The sequence below is a fragment of the Chloroflexota bacterium genome (genome assembly GCA_034717495.1).
GTDB lineage: Bacteria > Chloroflexota > Anaerolineae > JAAEKA01 > JAAEKA01 > JAYELL01.
In genome coordinates this window covers 38,781-54,295 of sequence record JAYELL010000006.1, presented here as the reverse complement: position 1 = coordinate 54,295, position 15,515 = coordinate 38,781, and the positions used below count along the sequence as shown (strand labels likewise).

The following is a 15,515-nucleotide window of genomic DNA, read 5'->3' as shown; positions in this document are numbered from 1 at the left end:
TCTCGCGTACGAGGATGTTCTGCATTGGTCGACAACCGACGCATTTCCTCGGCACTCTGATTCCATTTCTTGAAGTTGGGTCGTAGCATGCTTTGTTCTCCTTGGCATTTGTTTTTCGACTGCGTTGAAGATTAGCACATTATCGATCCTTGCAAAAGTTATGATCTCGTCGTGACTTCAGTTTAGTCGTCAATGTCCCGTGGCTCCATAAGCAGAAGAATGCCGTCGAGTATCTGTCTCACCCGCTTACGAGAAAGCCTACCTATCCTTTCCACCAAGTCCCCTCTGTCCACCGTGAATATCTGCGTAACATTGACCACGCTCTGCTTGGACAAATTCGCCTCACCCTTCTCCAACAACACATTCCCTGGCGCCTTGGCCCGTTTGAGATTCGATGTCAGCACGCACACCACCACTGTATTGAGCCGACTCCGGTTGAATATGTTGTTTTGAACCACAACGTGGGGATGACGATAGCCTGGCTCTGGCCCTGATGGCTCTTCCAAATCGACCCAGTACACATCTCCCTGCTTGATCACCATTGCCCCTCTACCAATTGTCTGTGCTGCTGACGCATCTGGTGGCGAAGAGAACGTTCTCCCGCATCTGGTAAATCATCGTAAGCATCGTTGATGGCTTCCAGCAGTTTTTGATTTTGGTGACGTTGGATGAACGCCTCGGCTGCCAACGCAAACAAGCGACTTCGAGAGATTTGCAGTTCTTCGGCAAGAACCTCGATTTGTTCGAAGAGAGACTGTTGCACAGAAATAGCCGTCTTGACAGTTGCCATTGGTTATACCATCCTTTCTGTTTTTAGTATAACCCAATGACTAGCGCTTGTCAATACCTGCATGGTGACAATGGGCGGACGGGACAAGAGTTTCATGTGGCGCAGGGCACAACAAATATGTCAACTACTTCGCTGAGGTTCCTCACAACCCTCGGGGATGGCAAGTACGACCGGCAACGATCCTCCTGGATTGGAAGGGAAAAGGTCGCAAACCTTCGCAAGAATGCGTGCAAGAACAAGAAACGGCCGGCCCGAACCAAGGCATCATTGTAGTGTCAGTACGATGACATTGCGGCATGTTGACATGCTGACATCACCCACCAGTGACCGCCTCGAACACCCGCAGGAAATTGAGTCCGAGGATCTTGCGGATGGTGATCTCATCGTGGCCGCGTGCCAGCATGCCGGTGGTCAAATTGGGATAATAGGTCACATCGGGTAAATCCTTTGGCGGTGTACAGCCGTCGAAGTCGGATCCGATCATGATATGATCCGGTCCAGCAACGCTAACCAGGTAGTCGATCTGATCCAACACATGTTCGATAGAGGCTTCTGCCATGGGGTGGTGCAAAAAGGCATTGACAAAGGTCACACCGATCAAGCCGCCATTAGCGACAATACCCTCGATCTGGCTATCAGTCAGGTTTCGTACATGATCGAAGCAGGCACGCGCGTTGCTGTGGGAGGCGACGATTGGATGTTGGCTCGTTTCCAGGACATCGCTGATGCCCGCAGGTGCCAGATGGGACACGTCGATCATCATGCCCAGGCGGTTGCACTCCTCAATGACCTGGACACCGAAACCGGAAAGGCCGGCGGCCTTGGGTCCTTCCATGACTCCATCGGCCACTGCATTGCGATGATTCCAGGTCAGGCCCAGATTACGGACCCCCAATCTGTAAAAAGAGCGCAGCACCGCCAGGCTTCCCTCCAGGGACTCAGCCCCCTCCAGGCCCAGGATTCCTGCTACCTTTCCCTCCCCCTTTGCCCTGCGGATATCGGCCGAGGATGTGGCGAGCACAAGCTCCTCGGGATAGGCTTCAAGAGCTTCGAGGAAGGCATCCACCCGGGCAAGAGCATGACGGGTTGCCCCCCGCCGATATTCGGAAACGGGCACAAAACAGGCGAATATCTGGGCAGTAACGCCGCCATCGAGCAGCCGGGGCAGATCGATATGGCCCTTCTCCGATCGTTCGCCCAGACTTCGAACGCCTTGTTCTACAGCCCCGAGGGTGTCGCAATGTCCGTCGACGATGATGGAATCGATGTGCAGTGGGTCGGCTTGCATGCTGTTCTGAACCTTTCTGTTCTCTTACCAGACTTGCAGACTCTTGTTGGCTTTCCACGGTGTCCTAAGAAATCGTGCAAATAAGCAAATGCAAATGGCCAATGGCTGAATCGGCGGAGATTTCTTTTAACCCTCCGACATTCCGATCCTCCGCCCCTCTGTCCCGGCATTCTGACATTATACGCTTCCGCACCGCGGATTGCCAACCGGTTCACGATGCCCTTACCTCTCTTGTATGGTATAATCAGCGGCATTATGCTTGAAAGCCCGCGTTCACCGAAAGATCGTTTGGACGCCTGCCGGTTATGCCTTGATGCCGGATACTCGGTGGTCTCTCCTCCGATCTTCAGCGGACCGGACAGCGCCAGCTTGATGATCGTCGGACAGGCCCCGGGGCGGGTGGAAACAATGCAGACACGGCTCCCTTTCAGCGGTCCTTCCGGCAAACGACTCTTTCAATGGCTGGCCCAGGCTGGATGGCAAGAGCAGGACTTTCGTGCCACCAGCTACATGACCGCCGTCACAAAATGCTATCCCGGCCCCCACGCCAACGGGCGCGGCGATCGTGTACCCATCCGGGCAGAGCAGCACCTCTGCCGGCCATGGTTGGAACAGGAACTGGCCCTGGTTCAACCCGCGGTCGTGCTGCCCGTTGGCCGGCTGGCCATCACCCGGTTTATTGGTGGCAAGGTAACATTGGCAACGACGGTCGGACGGACGATTGAGCGCCCCGCTGACGATCCTGCGCTGACAGAGTGGGCACGCAACCACCTGCCGGCAGAGACCTGTCTCGTCCCCCTTCCCCATCCGTCGGGTGCATCCCAATGGGTCAATCAACCATCGAACAAGGAGCTTCTCCAGCACGCCATCAAAGAGCTGTCACGGCTGCGCGGGAAGATCCGAAACAGTTGAAATCACACACATCCAACCACTTCAGAAAGGCACACTATGCAAATCCACGTCAAACAAGGTCTGATCCAGGAGGAAGACACCGAACTGGTGGTCGTCAATCTGTTCGAGGGCGTATCGACGCCTGGCGGCGCACTCAAAGCGGTCGACCAGGCGCTCAACGGACTCATCACACAGCTGATTGAGGAAAAAGACTTTAGGGGGCGTCTGGGCGAAACCCACCTGATCTACAGCCAGGGAGCGATGCCCGCGCCGCGGGTGTTGATTACAGGTCTGGGAAAGGCGGAAATTTTTGACCTCGACCGGGCTCGCCAGGCCGCGGCAGCCGCGGCACGCCGGGCGCGAAAGCTTGGCGTTTCCCGCTACAGTACCATCGTCCATGGCGCGGGACAGGGCGATCTCGATTACGGACGGGCCGCCCAGGCAGTCGTGGAAGGCACTTTCCTCGGCCTCTACCGCTTCGACGGCTACGATCGCGATAACAAACCTGAAGAAACGGGATTGGGCGTCAGCCAGGTCACTGTCGTGGAAGTGGACGACTCCAGGCTGGACTCGTTGCGAGAGAATGCCAGCATAGGGCAGGTCTATGGTGAAGCAACCAATTGGGCCCGGGATCTTGCCAACGAACCCAGTAACTTTCTCACGCCAGGAGAATTGTCCCGGCGCGTCAGCGAACGAGGCCAGCAGGCCGGTCTGCGGGTGGAGGTTTTGGGAGAGGCCGAAATGGCCGAGATGGGCGCGGGATCTTTCCTCGGCATCGCCCAGGGCAGCGACCAGGAAGGACAGTTCATCGTCCTGGAGCATCTTCCGAAGGGCAGGAACGCTGGCGACCTCACCACCGTGGTATTGGTGGGCAAGGCCATCACCTTCGATACGGGTGGCATCAGCCTCAAGCCCAAGACGAACATGTGGAAGATGAAAAACGACATGGGCGGCGGCGGCGCCACCGCGGCCGCTCTGGTGGCCACGGCCTTACTCAACCTGCCCATCCACGCGGTGGGGATCATCCCGGCCACCGAGAACATGCCCAGCGGCAGAGCCATCAAGCCCGGCGACGTGTTGACCGCCATGAACGGAAAGACTGTGGAGATCATCAGCACGGACGCCGAGGGACGTCAGGTTCTTGCCGATGCCCTCTGCTACGCGCAACGTTTTGATCCGGCAGCCGTTGTCGATATCGCGACGCTGACAGGGTCGATCGGGATCGCGCTGGGCCGCAAGATAGCCGGTTTGTTCTGTGACAACGACGAGCTGCGCGGCCGCCTGAGCGATGCCGGCCAGCTGGCGGGAGAGCCGCTCTGGCCGATGCCCATCTACAAACCCTACCGAAAGCTGATCGATAGTGATGTAGCGGACATGAAAAACAGCGGCGGTGCCTACGGTGGTGCCATTAACGCTGCCCTCTTTCTGAAGGAGTTCGCTGAAGGTTATCCCTGGGCACATCTGGACGTGGCAGGCGCTTCCTGGCAGGATGAGCAGGGTCCCTACTCGGTGCGTGGCGGCACGGGTTATGGCACGCGGTTACTGATCGAATTGCTGAGAGGTTATGGTCAAGAGTAAAGATTGGAGTGGGAAGCAGGAGGAGGAAAGGTCAGCGATAGCGGTGGATGAGAGCAAAAGCGTGGAACCGTTTCGTTTCAGACAGATCCGGCCAGGCGATTTACCCCATCGGGTCGGTCTCATGACCTCTCCCTCTCCCAGTTTGGGAGGGGGCCGGGGGGTGGGTTAAACCCATAACCTGCATCAGCGAGCCAGCAATAGCATAACATGAGTTATGAACGCTTCATCCGGTCAGATAGTCAAGCACATCCCGGACTGTATAGCTGTGATGGCCAGGTTTGATAAATTTGCCGATGTCTAGCAGCCCATCCCCGGCAGTGATTATCGACGGTTCTACGTAACCATCTTTTCGATGCTGAGGAAAGCCTGCAATGGCGGCTAGACTGTTGCACAGGCAGCCTCTTTCGACTGTATCCTCCAGTTCCCCCCCTTTTGCCAGGTATTGCTCTACCGGTTCGGCCGGACAGCGTAACCCAACCTTTCCATCCGCTCGTTTGTAGAGATGTCGCAGCATCCCGACATCGCACACCCGAATCCGGTCCTGGTAAATCTCCGTATCTGACAGGGTCCCTTCCAATTGGACCACTTTGAAGGGGTAGCCGGTTGGCGAAACGAGGGGATCGGTGCGCACTTCTATGGTTTGATCGAGGACTTCTTGGATAACGCGGTTTTTGAGTGTTTCATCCATGGCCGATTCGGCGCAATAGCCAAAAGCGGTGCCGACTTGAATACCGGTCGCTCCAACATCCAGTGCGTACTGCAGTTTCTCTGGGCTGTCGTAGCCGCCGGCCAGCCAAAAAGGCCGGCCAAGCTGTTTGATCTTGTTGAAGTCTACCGCATCTTTCTTCCCGTAGATCGGCTCGCCCCCTTCATCCAGGTGCATCGGTCCCCTGGGGGGAGCGTTGTGCCCGCCAGCTGTGGGCGCTTCGACGACGAAACCGTCTATCTTGCCCGTTGCCCGTTTGATCAGGGCCTTCCCCAGCACCACCGAGGAGATGATTGGCAAAAAATAGGGGCGGGGCAGCCGGCCTATCTTTTCCACGACGCCGGGAAAAACAACTTGGGGATCAAAGTGAAGGCGAACATCATCCCCCGGGGCCGCGCCCTGCACATCGAGTCGATAGCTGACCGCCTGGTGGTCGGCCAGCTTGTCCAGGATGCCGGGAATTTGCACCGGGATGCCGGCTCCTATGATCACGAAGTCTATCTCCGCCAGCATCGCCCCGTAAAGAGAGGCCATCATCGGCATCTGTAACTTCTCCAACAGGTTGAGCCCCACCGCGTTCTGGTGCCCCTCCTTTGCCAGAAATACCTCGACGAAATTGCCAATGACGGTCAGCTCGTCGAGCGCTTTGGACGGGTTGAGGGTCCACATCGGCGGGTGTTTGTAAGGCGACCGTGGAGTTTTGGGTTCGGGGACAAAATACTTATCCAGAATGCGTTGAACCGGCTCTTGAAAGGGAAAACGACTCAATGCCCGCCGAGTATGCCCTTCTTTATCCCCTTCCATCAATCGCGAAATCATGATCAGGGCAATCCCCGTCCCCGAAACGACTCCCAAATGGCCCTGCATCGACACCGTTCTGGCCAGGTTCCAGTCGGAGATGGCAACGCCCATTCCGCCTTGAATGATCTTCGGTAGTTTCATACAGATGTCAGCGCGATAAACGCCTTCGCTCCTTTTCGATTCTGATTGGATTAGCTCTAACCTGGACAAGCCAGAACAGGTACTTCGGCTTTACTCAGCACAGGTCCCTTCGACTGCGCTCAGGACAACGCTGCAGTTATGGTTTTTTCTTTTTACCGCTGATTTACGCAGACCTTCGGCGCAGAGGTCGCTGATCTTCTAGCTCACGCACCGTCTGCTGACGTCACGCACCACTTGCTGCCTCTCGGCACGCCTGCTGGCGTAGCGTGCTGGCGTGCTACTCTTGTTTGGATTGATCAGCGTCCATCAGCGAGTATCAGCGTTTGTCAGCGTCACACTTCGGCTACGCTCAGGACAGTGCTGCGGCACATCCTTGGGTGGGGCCACATTTTGGTCAGTGTAGCATCTGAGATGGAGGATGTCAACATTTTCCTCCTCCTTGCGAAACCCCCAGGGCTGCCCATACCCTGGGGGTTCGTTTATCCAGATGTTCACGGCCACGGCACGAAGCCCAACATCGTTCGTGGATAGGTGTCGGTTACCAATAGGAAGCCTCGATCATCCAGCCGCACGATGCCCTCCCAGTTGCGCGCACTCATGTCGCCCAGAAGCTGCAGCTGAAGCGGGGGCCTCTCGACAAGCGCTATACCGTCGTCCGCTACTTCGAACTCCAGTAAACGCTCAACGGCAATATTCCGACCATGGCTATATCCCTCGCCATACCTGATCACTAGTGGATCTGGCGCCGGGTCGATCTTGTTGACATCTCCCGGAAAGAAGAAGTTGATGGCCCAGAAGCGGTCCCTGTCATCCAGGGCAGTCGCGTCGGTGACGCGATACTCGACGTTGGGAAAGACAAGCGTTCCTCTATCCTGCAAACCGCTGTCGAACAGATGGGCGGCCGGCTGGGGATTCACGTTGGCGCCATTGGCTTCATAGACCGTTGCAACAAGATTGTCACCGACGACCAGGGTCTCATCGCTGAAATTGCCGATCCGCGCTTGCGGTTCGATGGACACAGCCGATGCCACATCGAGACGCAATTGACTCAAATCGGGCGCGGCGTCGCCCCGAATCAGGTAGCCAAGCATGCCCGACCCCAGGCGCGCTTCGACTGTCACATAGACATTGGAACCATGAAAGCCGATTGCTTCCGTACCCTCGTAGCCGGGAAGCGCGACCAGGCCTGGCGCCAGCAGGGGAATCTGCATGGGTGTCAACGGTTCGCTGGAGCGGCTATCCAGATTCGCCAGAATATCGGCCTTCGAGAGTGCAAACACGCCATCATAGAGATCGGGGTATTGGGGCAACAAAACCAGGGTGTCTCCATACCAGGCCAAACCGGAAAGCTCCGCCCTACGTTCGGAAGCGGGACCAGTCAGAGCTAGCTCCACCACAGCCACCTCGGTGGCTATCGCCGGGGTTACCATGGGCTCCTCGGTCGCGGCAGGTTCAGGCGTGACCGCAGACGCGGGCACCTCCCGTTCCGGTTTGGGCGTTGCCATTGCGGAAAGTGCCCTTTGCCCTACCGCCGGCGCTGCTGTTCCAACTTGACCGGAAGAGGATGGTAAAGAACCGGCACAGCCAGAAACCGCAATAGCCAGAATCAACAACGGAATCATCCATCCCGTCCGTATTGAATGGGGTTTCAATCGATTGCCCTCCTGCAGCGGTCCTGCGGTTCGGAAAGCCCGGGCCACCCCTTCCTCCCGCCTGCCTGGATAACCAGGTTGCGGCAGGAATCCAACTGGGCAGGTACCACTTCCAGACGTGAAGCTCAACTGTGAGACCGCAAATGAAAACGGATTGACGGTCCCGGTATTATGGGTTAGAATGCAGGCAGAGTCAAACTGATTCCTGGAAAGATAATTCATCATGGGTGATTCGCTCACCGTGCAGATTCTACCCGACACCTTTGCCATTTGTCGCCTATCACCCCTGACACCGCTGCCAGAATGGTTCCTGGACAGCGAGTTCTTCAGCGTTACGAAAGGCGAAAAAGAGCTATCGGTGGTTTGCTCTGCAGATATCCTGCCCGAGGGTTTGACCTGTAATAGCGGTTGGCGCTGCCTCAGAGTGGTTGGACCGCTCGATTTTTCGCTGACAGGCATCCTCTCCTCTTTGGCATCGCCGCTGGCCGACGCTGCTATCAGCATCTTCGCCATCTCCACCCATGATACCGATTATCTAATGGTTAAATCGGAACAGTTTGACGAGGCAATCCATGTACTTCAAGACTCCGGCCATCAGATTGCGCCGGTAAAATAAACACCGTTCGCGTCATCTAAGGTAAAAACGAGAAAGCGCTTGAGCGTCATTTCGGAGAAGAAAGGAGCGGTTAGAGATGGTCACCGCGATCAATACACAGAGAAAAATAGGATACCTATCCGACATGGAGGTGTTTCAGGATCTCTCCTCCCGGGAGATGGAAGAGTTGGACCGAATCACGACCATGAGCACCGTCAGAAAGGGAAAGGTCTTCTATCGACCAGAAGAAACAGGCGAGGTGCTCTTCATCCTGAAAACAGGTCGTGTCCAGCTTTATCGCATTTCCCCGGACGGTAAAAAACTGGTCATCGCCTCGCTGGGCCCGGGGACCTTGTTCGGCGAGATGGCGCTACTGGGGCAGCGAATGCACAACACCTTCGCGGAAGCCATGGAGGATTGCCTGATCTGTGTGATGAGTAGAAGAGATCTGGAGCGCTTGATCCTCAACAAGCCTCAGGTTGCCTTGAGGGTGCTGGACATCACAAGCCGGCGCCTTCGGGACGCCGAACAGCGGCTCGAAACGATGGCCTTCAAGGGCATTCCAGCCAGGTTGGCCACCCTACTCCTGCAATTGGCTGAGGAAGACGATACACTTGAGGTCACCGGGTACACCCATCAGGATTTGGCGGAAACCGTTGGTACCTATCGCGAGACAGCAACCCAGGTGTTGAACGACCTGAAAAAGCAGGGCCTTATCGATATCGGCCGGAAGCGCATCGGAATTTTGGACCCCGATGGTCTGTTGATCGTGGCCGAAAGCTAGCTCGATCCACCTCGTTTCAAAAAGCCGGCATCCAGCCTTTTTTCGGCCAGCTGGTCAGGGTTTTCGGCCATCTCTGGAATCTTCTTCGGGGTCGCCGGTTTTTGCCAGGTTCAAGGAGATTTGTGCTGTTTTGCGCGATCGATTCGCTTTTTGACAATTGATAGGACTGCGGGTAAAATCGGTGCGGTTCACCGCACCAGGTGCGGAAACCAGTCGAAACAATCCACATTGTCGTTAGTGGCACACATCCTCACCACCAGGAGGGCGAAGTTTTATGACTCACGTAATCTTTGATCTCTGCATCCGCGACGGGGCCTGCGTTGACGTCTGCCCGGTCGAGTGCATCATTCCAGGCATTCCCGAGGAAGAATGGCCCTGGTTTTACATTGACCCCGAGACCTGCATTGACTGTGGCGCCTGCGTACCCGAATGCCCGGTCGAGGCGATTCTTCCCGAGGAAGACCTGCCCGCCGAGTATGAGCCTTCAATCGCGCTGAATGCAAATTTCTTCACCGAAGGTCCTGGCTACGACGCACTGAACGCGGCCTAGACCAGTCCCTCTCGGCCGGCTGCCCGGTCAACCTACAATTCAGTAAACACGACAGCCCCTGCTTGAGCGGGGGCTGTCGCATTTTTTGACAAGTAACCTTCGCCGGGAGGGCTCACTACCTCAGTCGGAGATCAATCTGGCTCTTCCCTTGTATCGATCTCCGCCAACACTGGATAGTGATCGGATGCATGGGGGTATCTGATCCGAAACGGCTGACCAGCGTAGATCATTGGCACGTCTGCATCGCGCACCCAGCCTACCGGCATGTTTTTGGAATATATGATATGATCGATCCAAACATGATGATAGGTGTTATTGAAAATTGGATCGCGGAAGCTGGTCGTCGACAGGTTGGAAAAGTCCAGCTTCTCCTGCTGCCTCTCCGTCAGAGAGTCGAACAGGGCGTTACCGAGACATAGTTCAGGTTTCCACACTGTGCCCATGAGCCGCTCGACGGCACTGCCATACAAGCGTTTTTCACTGGCGTCAAGTCCCGGGCCATCGTTGATATCACCACAAACGATTATCGGCGTTTTGCCGGTCCTGGTAGACGTCAAATAGGGATCAAGAAACTCCAACCGTAACTGAGTCGCCTGAGCCAGTATCTTCCGGCGGTTGGCGTCCGACATGGACCACCATTTACTCCACTCGTAGGCCTTGAAGATTCCCTTGCTCTTGAGATGAAGGCCAAGAATGCGGAATTTCCTGCCCTCCTTGGGCCTGATCTCAACATAGAGAGGCCGCCGGTCAAAATGATAGTTTTCGGAGATTTCGTCGTCGTCGGTATCCACCGTGAAAGGATCGAAGGCGTCCAGGTTGTTGGTGTCGAAGTACCTGAAGGGTTTATCGTCAAATTTGCCTTGGTCAATACGAACAGCAAGGCCGATGTTCTGGGATTGTCCCTTGGAGTATTGAACCTGAGTTAGCCACTCCCCCTTGATGTCGGTATCGAAAAACAGCTGAAGCTCACCCGTTCGGTTGGGACCCTCGACAATCACCATCAGGTCAGGCGCCAGGTCGTCGATAACACCGGCAAGATTGTTGCGCCGCTCGCGGATGGTTGTCCCGGCAAAGTGGATCGGCTTTTCATCATCTGGCCGAAATGCCGGCGGCAGATTATTGGGACCAAACAAGTCATTCATCCATTGCATGTTCCATACAACAAGCTTTTGTGGTGCCATGTAGTCCTCCGTGTGTGCTTGAAGATGTCACCATGAGATTAACGGTGCAGGAGTCTGTCTATTCTATCAAACGCTCCAAACGGTCGATCATGTCCGACAGTACGGCAAACGCAGCATTGACCGGTTCCGGCGATGTCAGGTCAACTCCAGCCAAAGACAACGCATCCAGCGGGTACATAGAGCCTCCCGCCTTCAAAAAACTGAGATAATCGTCAACAGCACCAGGCTCGCCAGCCCGAATCCGGTTCGCCAGGGCGTGGGCGCCGGAAATGCCCGTTGCATATTGAAAGACGTAATAATCGGCATAGAGATGAGGAAACGTCGCCCAATCGATGCCGACCCGCTCGCGGTCCAGGTGCATCTCGCCGCCAAAAGCCTCACCATACAGATCGGCCAGCAAGGCGATCATGCCGTCGGCCGTCAGGCCCTCCCCATCTTCCACGCGCCGGTGGGCTTCCAACTCAAAACGAGCCAGCGTCGGCATTATCAGGAAGTAGCGGTGGAAATTCTCCATCGCTTCCTCGATGATGGCAATCTCCAGCTCTCTGGAGGGATTGCTGTCGAATAAGTGCCCCCGTACCATGGCCTGATGGAAGTTGGAGGCTACTTCGGCAGCGAAAATGGTATAGTCACCATAAACCACCGGTTGGTTTTCCCACGCCAGATAGGAGTGCATGGAATGTCCCAACTCATGGGCCAGCGTACCCAGACTGGCAGCATCCCCGGTGTAATTCATGACAATGAATGGATAGGTGCCATGGCTGCCCGAAGAGAAAGCGCCCGATCCCTTGCCCTGATTGGGAAAAATGTCGATCCAGCGCTGCTCAAGACAACCGCGGCGCAACGTCTCCACATACGAGTCACCCAGGGGCATCAAGCCCTGGCCTATCCAATCAACGGCTTGCTCAAAGGCAATGCCGGGCGGATTGTCGGTCAGTGGCGCCCAGATATCGTATGGATGCAGCGTTTCCACCCCTAAGGCCTTGCGTCGCACCCGCCAATAGCGGTGCCAGGTGGGCAGATTCTTGCGAAAGGTATCGATCAGGTTGTGGAATACCTCGACAGGGATATTGTCCTCGAAAAGTCCCATCTCCAGCGTCGTCGGGTAATTGCGCGCACGCATCCGGAAAACATTTTGTTTGATCGAGGTACTCAAGTTGGACGCGAAAGTGTTCTTGAATGCCAGATAGGAATCCCGGTAGTTTTCCCAGGCGCTGCGCCGTGCCTCCCGGTCCGTGCCATGCAGGATTCTGTCCAATGATCCCTGGGATAAGGGGATTTCTTTGTCATCCTGGGCAACCGCAGGCGCGAAAGTCATGTCCGCATCGCCGAGTACTGTGTAGGTCACAAACGAGCCGGAGAAGGGATCGCTCACCATGCCGAGCAACTCTTCAACCTCCGCAGAACGAACATGCCCTTTCTTGCGAAAGAGATCATTGAAGTAATGCGCGTAAACGCCAAGACCAGGTTCTTCCGCCATCCATGCTTCAATTGGTGATTGGCCGACTGCTAACAACTCGGCGTCGAGAAATGCTCCCGCCGCCAGACCCTGGCCCATCAACCCCCGGGCCATACTTGACCTCTGAGCCGCTGTCTGATCGGTGCTATCTACAGATTGAGCGATGCTGGCATAGACGACGACCTTCTCAATTCGGTTTTTCAGTTCTTCGAATGTTGCCAGGGCATCGGCCAGCACCGATGGACCCTCGCCAAGCCGTCCCTGAAATCCACGGATTCGATCAAGGTCGCCGGAAAGGGTACGATACTCCTTTCCCCACGCTTCATCCGAGGGAAACACGCTGGCTGCATTCCAGGTAAACTGAGGATCAATCTCACTGCGTTCAGGCACTTGCTGTTCTGTCACTTTTCATCCCTCTGATGTGATAATGAAAAACGTGAGGCAGAGATTCTCTGTCTCACGTTTATTGCCGAGGTAATTTCAGAATGATCTATCTAGCTCCCGGGAATACCAGGAAAGGGAACGACTAGGTGGCTTTCTTCAAAACAGGCAAGCCGTTCTTGCTCTCGGAAACGACGTAGCCTTCGGGAACGGCATCCAGAGCATCATCCTCCCTCACCGTCTTGGCGAAGAAGAAGATTTTCTGCTGGCGCCCGCCCTTGAGCGTGGTTACCTTACTATGAAGGTAATAGGTCGAACCTTTCGAGTTGGTGTAGCTGTAGGCCATAGCATTGCTCCTTTCTCGTAGTTGTCTTACCACCGAGGTGATCTGTGGTAACTATGTTAGTTCAATGGTCATCCCCGGCATTGACGGGAACATTGTACCCTGCTCTGGCAATTCTGACAAACAGAGGTGAAGAAGCGAAAAACAGGCGTTTTTACCGCTTCAGGCGCTTTTATGAGCCATTCAAAAGGCGATGACGGTGGTCTCCGGTCGTTGCACAGCCGGAAACTGGCCGAAACGGGGTTTTTGCCGATGCGGTCACCTCTGAATTGGCTACCCGCTGGCCGATGTCAACGGCAGGTAATATCTCAGATCGCAGGATGAATTGGCAGCCAGCACGGTTTCCGAGTATTGCGTCTCCTGTCCCTGGTTATCAATAGGCATCACACGAAAATAGCAATAGTCGTCGATCAGATCGGAAATATCGATCTCTGTTTCGAAACCACTTTTGTCCACGAGACCGACCGGCACAAATGTGTCGGGGTTGGCGGATAAGCCCGCATCGACCCGGTAAGATGCGATTTCCGTGGCACCATTCCAACTCACATACAAGGTTGAACCCGATCCTGCCGGCAGGTTGACAAGTGTCGGAGACCAGGTGGGCCAACCTTGCCAGGGAACCCGCTGGGCCCGATAGCTGGTAGCCCGGTCAAACATCATCTCCAACGCGGTGCTGCCGTCGGGCCTGAACTCGGTGAGTACGGTAAGGTTGGCACCCCAACCGATGATCAAATTGCCGTTGGGCAATCGCCGCGTGCTGCCCATGCCCATCGCGAAAATATCCGGCGTATGCCGATAGGAGTCAACAACACGCGCCGTTCTGGCAGCTTCGTCCAGCTCGTACTCCAACCCCCGGGAATAGGGCGGATCCAGATCGTTTCCATTATCGAACAACGTGTAGTGTCCATTGGGCAGGACGACGATATCATGCTGGTGGGAAAAGGGCCGATGGTCATTCAGAACCGTGAACTGGTTGTTTTTACCCCCGAATCGCCAGATCATCTCCCCGGTCTGCCGGTCGATCTTGGTGATCTCGTCTAAATTCCGGCTGGAGATGAGTATGTTGCCATCCAGGTCCCTTTCGAGTGCATTTCCATGAACGTATCTGATCGTGGGAGCGGTCAGACTAACAGTGGTGTCAGTGATGTTGAAATGGTCCCAACTGCGCCACTCGAAGACCACGTTGCGTGAAGGATCCAACTCCTGGACAATCAAGCCTATGACCGTCGCCGTGGGTACTCCGCCCGGCACAATCTGGCTCATATCGATCTGCTGCTCGTCGTAGATCAGGTACATGGAGTCCCCGCCAGGTGACAGCCAGAAATCATGGAAATCCCCCCAATAACCGTTGCCAGGCCGGTAGGTGCCTACTTCCTGATAGTCGGCATTCATGACATGATGGAGGTGGGTCACCTGATCATAGTAGGAAAGCATGCCGTTGGGCTGCTTCTGAAAATCCCACAACATCTTGCCGGGGGTTGATGCTTTGTAATAGACCGGTTCACCCTGGTCATCCAGAATCAGGAGAAACGTTCTATCTTCCCAAAATCGAAAGGTCATGTGGCTGACCAGGATCAAGCCCTCGGCAGTATTCGAAGCGGGCACAGTCACCGATATGTTTGGAAAATCGGCGGGTAGGGTCACGTGGGCCGGGGAGGCACTCACTGGCATTCGCTCGACCTCAAGCTGCTCGCCCGGCAGTTCAGATAAGATCAGGTCCTCCATCAGCCTATCGTTTGGCTCGGTCATCCGTTTTGCTGAGACGCTAAACCGCCATGAAAGCCCATGCACGCGTTCCCCATAGATGGTTCTCAGCCCGGATCGCAATGTCACCGAAACCCTCTCCCCCGGCGAAAACGGCTTATCGGGTGCGAAAATCACAGTTCTGCCGTCGTCGGCCAATATCGTTTCCCCATCGAGCAGGCCACTTTTGGCACCTTCAACCTGGAAGAGCCCGTCGATGACCGTTCTCCCGGCAATCGGGTCGCCATGCCGGACCGAGATTGTGGTCTCCCGCGATACCAGCATGGCACCCGGGCGGGGAGAAAGGTATTGCAGCGAGGCCATTTCCCGTGACAGGGAAAGGCTCCCTTGCGAAAGAGAGGCCCACAGCAGCATGACCAACAGCCCGAAGGTGCCAATCGATAAGATGGCACGCCCCGAGGCTCTGACAATGGAAAGCGTCGCAAACGCAGCCTCTTCCTGATCCTGAAATCGACCTGACTTCACCAGCGTGCCAGGCTCGTGCTGAGCATCCGGAACCAGGCCACATTGCTTACAACGGTCATTGCGGTTCATTTGTCCCTCCTTGCATTGATTTGGGTGACAAAAAGTGAGATGTTTCTGCTCGAATTATAGGATGTTCGAACGAAGCT

General features: G+C 55.6%; 14 protein-coding genes. 5 read left to right on the top strand and 9 right to left on the bottom strand.

From position 1 onward, the window contains the following. Positions 1-182: 182 nt before the first annotated feature. The 3 genes from U9R25_02405 to U9R25_02395 form a co-directional block, all read right to left on the bottom strand. Positions 183-542 carry a type II toxin-antitoxin system PemK/MazF family toxin gene (locus U9R25_02405; GenBank protein MEA3334731.1) on the bottom strand — a complete coding sequence of 120 codons (360 nt, stop codon included), beginning with the start codon at positions 540-542 and terminating at the stop codon, positions 183-185. Beyond that, positions 536-790, bottom strand: coding sequence for a CopG family transcriptional regulator (locus tag U9R25_02400; protein ID MEA3334730.1), 255 nt, complete (start codon positions 788-790; stop codon positions 536-538). The genes U9R25_02405 and U9R25_02400 overlap by 7 nt, the downstream gene beginning before the upstream one ends. A gap of 313 nt (positions 791-1,103) precedes the next feature. Then, positions 1,104-2,078 carry a dipeptidase gene (locus tag U9R25_02395; protein ID MEA3334729.1) on the bottom strand — a complete coding sequence of 325 codons (975 nt, stop codon included), beginning with the start codon at positions 2,076-2,078 and terminating at the stop codon, positions 1,104-1,106. Positions 2,079-2,333: 255 nt separating this feature from the next. Between U9R25_02395 and U9R25_02390 the strand changes: the two genes are divergently transcribed. Together U9R25_02390 and U9R25_02385 are read left to right on the top strand one after the other, a co-directional pair. After that, complete coding sequence (locus tag U9R25_02390; protein ID MEA3334728.1) at positions 2,334-2,990, top strand: uracil-DNA glycosylase family protein; 657 nt, start codon at positions 2,334-2,336, stop codon at positions 2,988-2,990. Between the two features lie 36 nt (positions 2,991-3,026). Beyond that, a complete protein-coding gene (locus U9R25_02385) occupies positions 3,027-4,547 on the top strand; it encodes a leucyl aminopeptidase (GenBank protein ID MEA3334727.1) in 1,521 nt (506 codons plus the stop codon). Between the two features lie 223 nt (positions 4,548-4,770). Here the strand turns inward: U9R25_02385 and U9R25_02380 are convergent, their stop codons facing one another. After that, a complete protein-coding gene (locus U9R25_02380) occupies positions 4,771-6,195 on the bottom strand; it encodes a nitronate monooxygenase (protein MEA3334726.1) in 1,425 nt (474 codons plus the stop codon). A 491-nt stretch (positions 6,196-6,686) separates the two neighbouring features. After that, positions 6,687-7,700 carry a hypothetical protein gene (locus tag U9R25_02375; GenBank protein MEA3334725.1) on the bottom strand — a complete coding sequence of 338 codons (1,014 nt, stop codon included), beginning with the start codon at positions 7,698-7,700 and terminating at the stop codon, positions 6,687-6,689. Positions 7,701-8,070: 370 nt separating this feature from the next. On the opposite strand from U9R25_02375, the gene U9R25_02370 reads away from it, so the two are divergent. The 3 genes from U9R25_02370 to U9R25_02360 all read left to right on the top strand — a co-directional run bounded on the left by U9R25_02370 (position 8,071) and on the right by U9R25_02360 (position 9,776). Next, the gene (locus U9R25_02370; protein MEA3334724.1) at positions 8,071-8,463 is read left to right on the top strand and encodes an ACT domain-containing protein; all 393 of its coding nucleotides are present in this window, start codon (positions 8,071-8,073) and stop codon (positions 8,461-8,463) included. A 124-nt stretch (positions 8,464-8,587) separates the two neighbouring features. After that, positions 8,588-9,226 carry a Crp/Fnr family transcriptional regulator gene (locus U9R25_02365; GenBank protein ID MEA3334723.1) on the top strand — a complete coding sequence of 213 codons (639 nt, stop codon included), beginning with the start codon at positions 8,588-8,590 and terminating at the stop codon, positions 9,224-9,226. A gap of 274 nt (positions 9,227-9,500) precedes the next feature. Further along, positions 9,501-9,776 (top strand): ferredoxin family protein, encoded by a 276-nt coding sequence (locus U9R25_02360; GenBank protein ID MEA3334722.1) that lies wholly within the window; start codon positions 9,501-9,503, stop codon positions 9,774-9,776. 131 nt (positions 9,777-9,907) lie between these two features. Here the strand turns inward: U9R25_02360 and U9R25_02355 are convergent, their stop codons facing one another. The 4 genes from U9R25_02355 to U9R25_02340 all read right to left on the bottom strand — a co-directional run bounded on the left by U9R25_02355 (position 9,908) and on the right by U9R25_02340 (position 15,438). Beyond that, a complete protein-coding gene (locus tag U9R25_02355) occupies positions 9,908-10,957 on the bottom strand; it encodes a hypothetical protein (protein MEA3334721.1) in 1,050 nt (349 codons plus the stop codon). A gap of 58 nt (positions 10,958-11,015) precedes the next feature. Next, positions 11,016-12,821, bottom strand: a complete 1,806-nt coding sequence (gene pepF / locus U9R25_02350; protein ID MEA3334720.1) for an oligoendopeptidase F — start codon at positions 12,819-12,821, stop codon at positions 11,016-11,018. Positions 12,822-12,942: 121 nt separating this feature from the next. Further along, entirely contained in the window at positions 12,943-13,143 is a 201-nt protein-coding gene (locus U9R25_02345) for a hypothetical protein (protein ID MEA3334719.1), read from the bottom strand. A gap of 270 nt (positions 13,144-13,413) precedes the next feature. Then, on the bottom strand, positions 13,414-15,438 hold the full coding sequence (locus U9R25_02340) for an aryl-sulfate sulfotransferase (protein MEA3334718.1): 2,025 nt from the start codon (positions 15,436-15,438) through the stop codon (positions 13,414-13,416). Positions 15,439-15,515: the final 77 nt, after the last annotated feature.

Bases quoted from the DNA above. Each gene is read 5' to 3' on its own strand.
- U9R25_02405 (MEA3334731.1), bottom strand. From the start codon at position 542: ATGGTGATCAAGCAGGGAGATGTGTACTGGGTCGATTTGGAAGAGCCA.
- U9R25_02400 (MEA3334730.1), bottom strand. From the start codon at position 790: ATGGCAACTGTCAAGACGGCTATTTCTGTGCAACAGTCTCTCTTCGAA.
- U9R25_02395 (MEA3334729.1), bottom strand. From the start codon at position 2,078: ATGCAAGCCGACCCACTGCACATCGATTCCATCATCGTCGACGGACAT.
- U9R25_02390 (MEA3334728.1), top strand. From the start codon at position 2,334: ATGCTTGAAAGCCCGCGTTCACCGAAAGATCGTTTGGACGCCTGCCGG.
- U9R25_02385 (MEA3334727.1), top strand. From the start codon at position 3,027: ATGCAAATCCACGTCAAACAAGGTCTGATCCAGGAGGAAGACACCGAA.
- U9R25_02380 (MEA3334726.1), bottom strand. From the start codon at position 6,195: ATGAAACTACCGAAGATCATTCAAGGCGGAATGGGCGTTGCCATCTCC.
- U9R25_02375 (MEA3334725.1), bottom strand. From the start codon at position 7,700: ATGGCAACGCCCAAACCGGAACGGGAGGTGCCCGCGTCTGCGGTCACG.
- U9R25_02370 (MEA3334724.1), top strand. From the start codon at position 8,071: ATGGGTGATTCGCTCACCGTGCAGATTCTACCCGACACCTTTGCCATT.
- U9R25_02365 (MEA3334723.1), top strand. From the start codon at position 8,588: ATGGAGGTGTTTCAGGATCTCTCCTCCCGGGAGATGGAAGAGTTGGAC.
- U9R25_02360 (MEA3334722.1), top strand. From the start codon at position 9,501: ATGACTCACGTAATCTTTGATCTCTGCATCCGCGACGGGGCCTGCGTT.
- U9R25_02355 (MEA3334721.1), bottom strand. From the start codon at position 10,957: ATGGCACCACAAAAGCTTGTTGTATGGAACATGCAATGGATGAATGAC.
- U9R25_02345 (MEA3334719.1), bottom strand. From the start codon at position 13,143: ATGGCCTACAGCTACACCAACTCGAAAGGTTCGACCTATTACCTTCAT.
- U9R25_02340 (MEA3334718.1), bottom strand. From the start codon at position 15,438: ATGAACCGCAATGACCGTTGTAAGCAATGTGGCCTGGTTCCGGATGCT.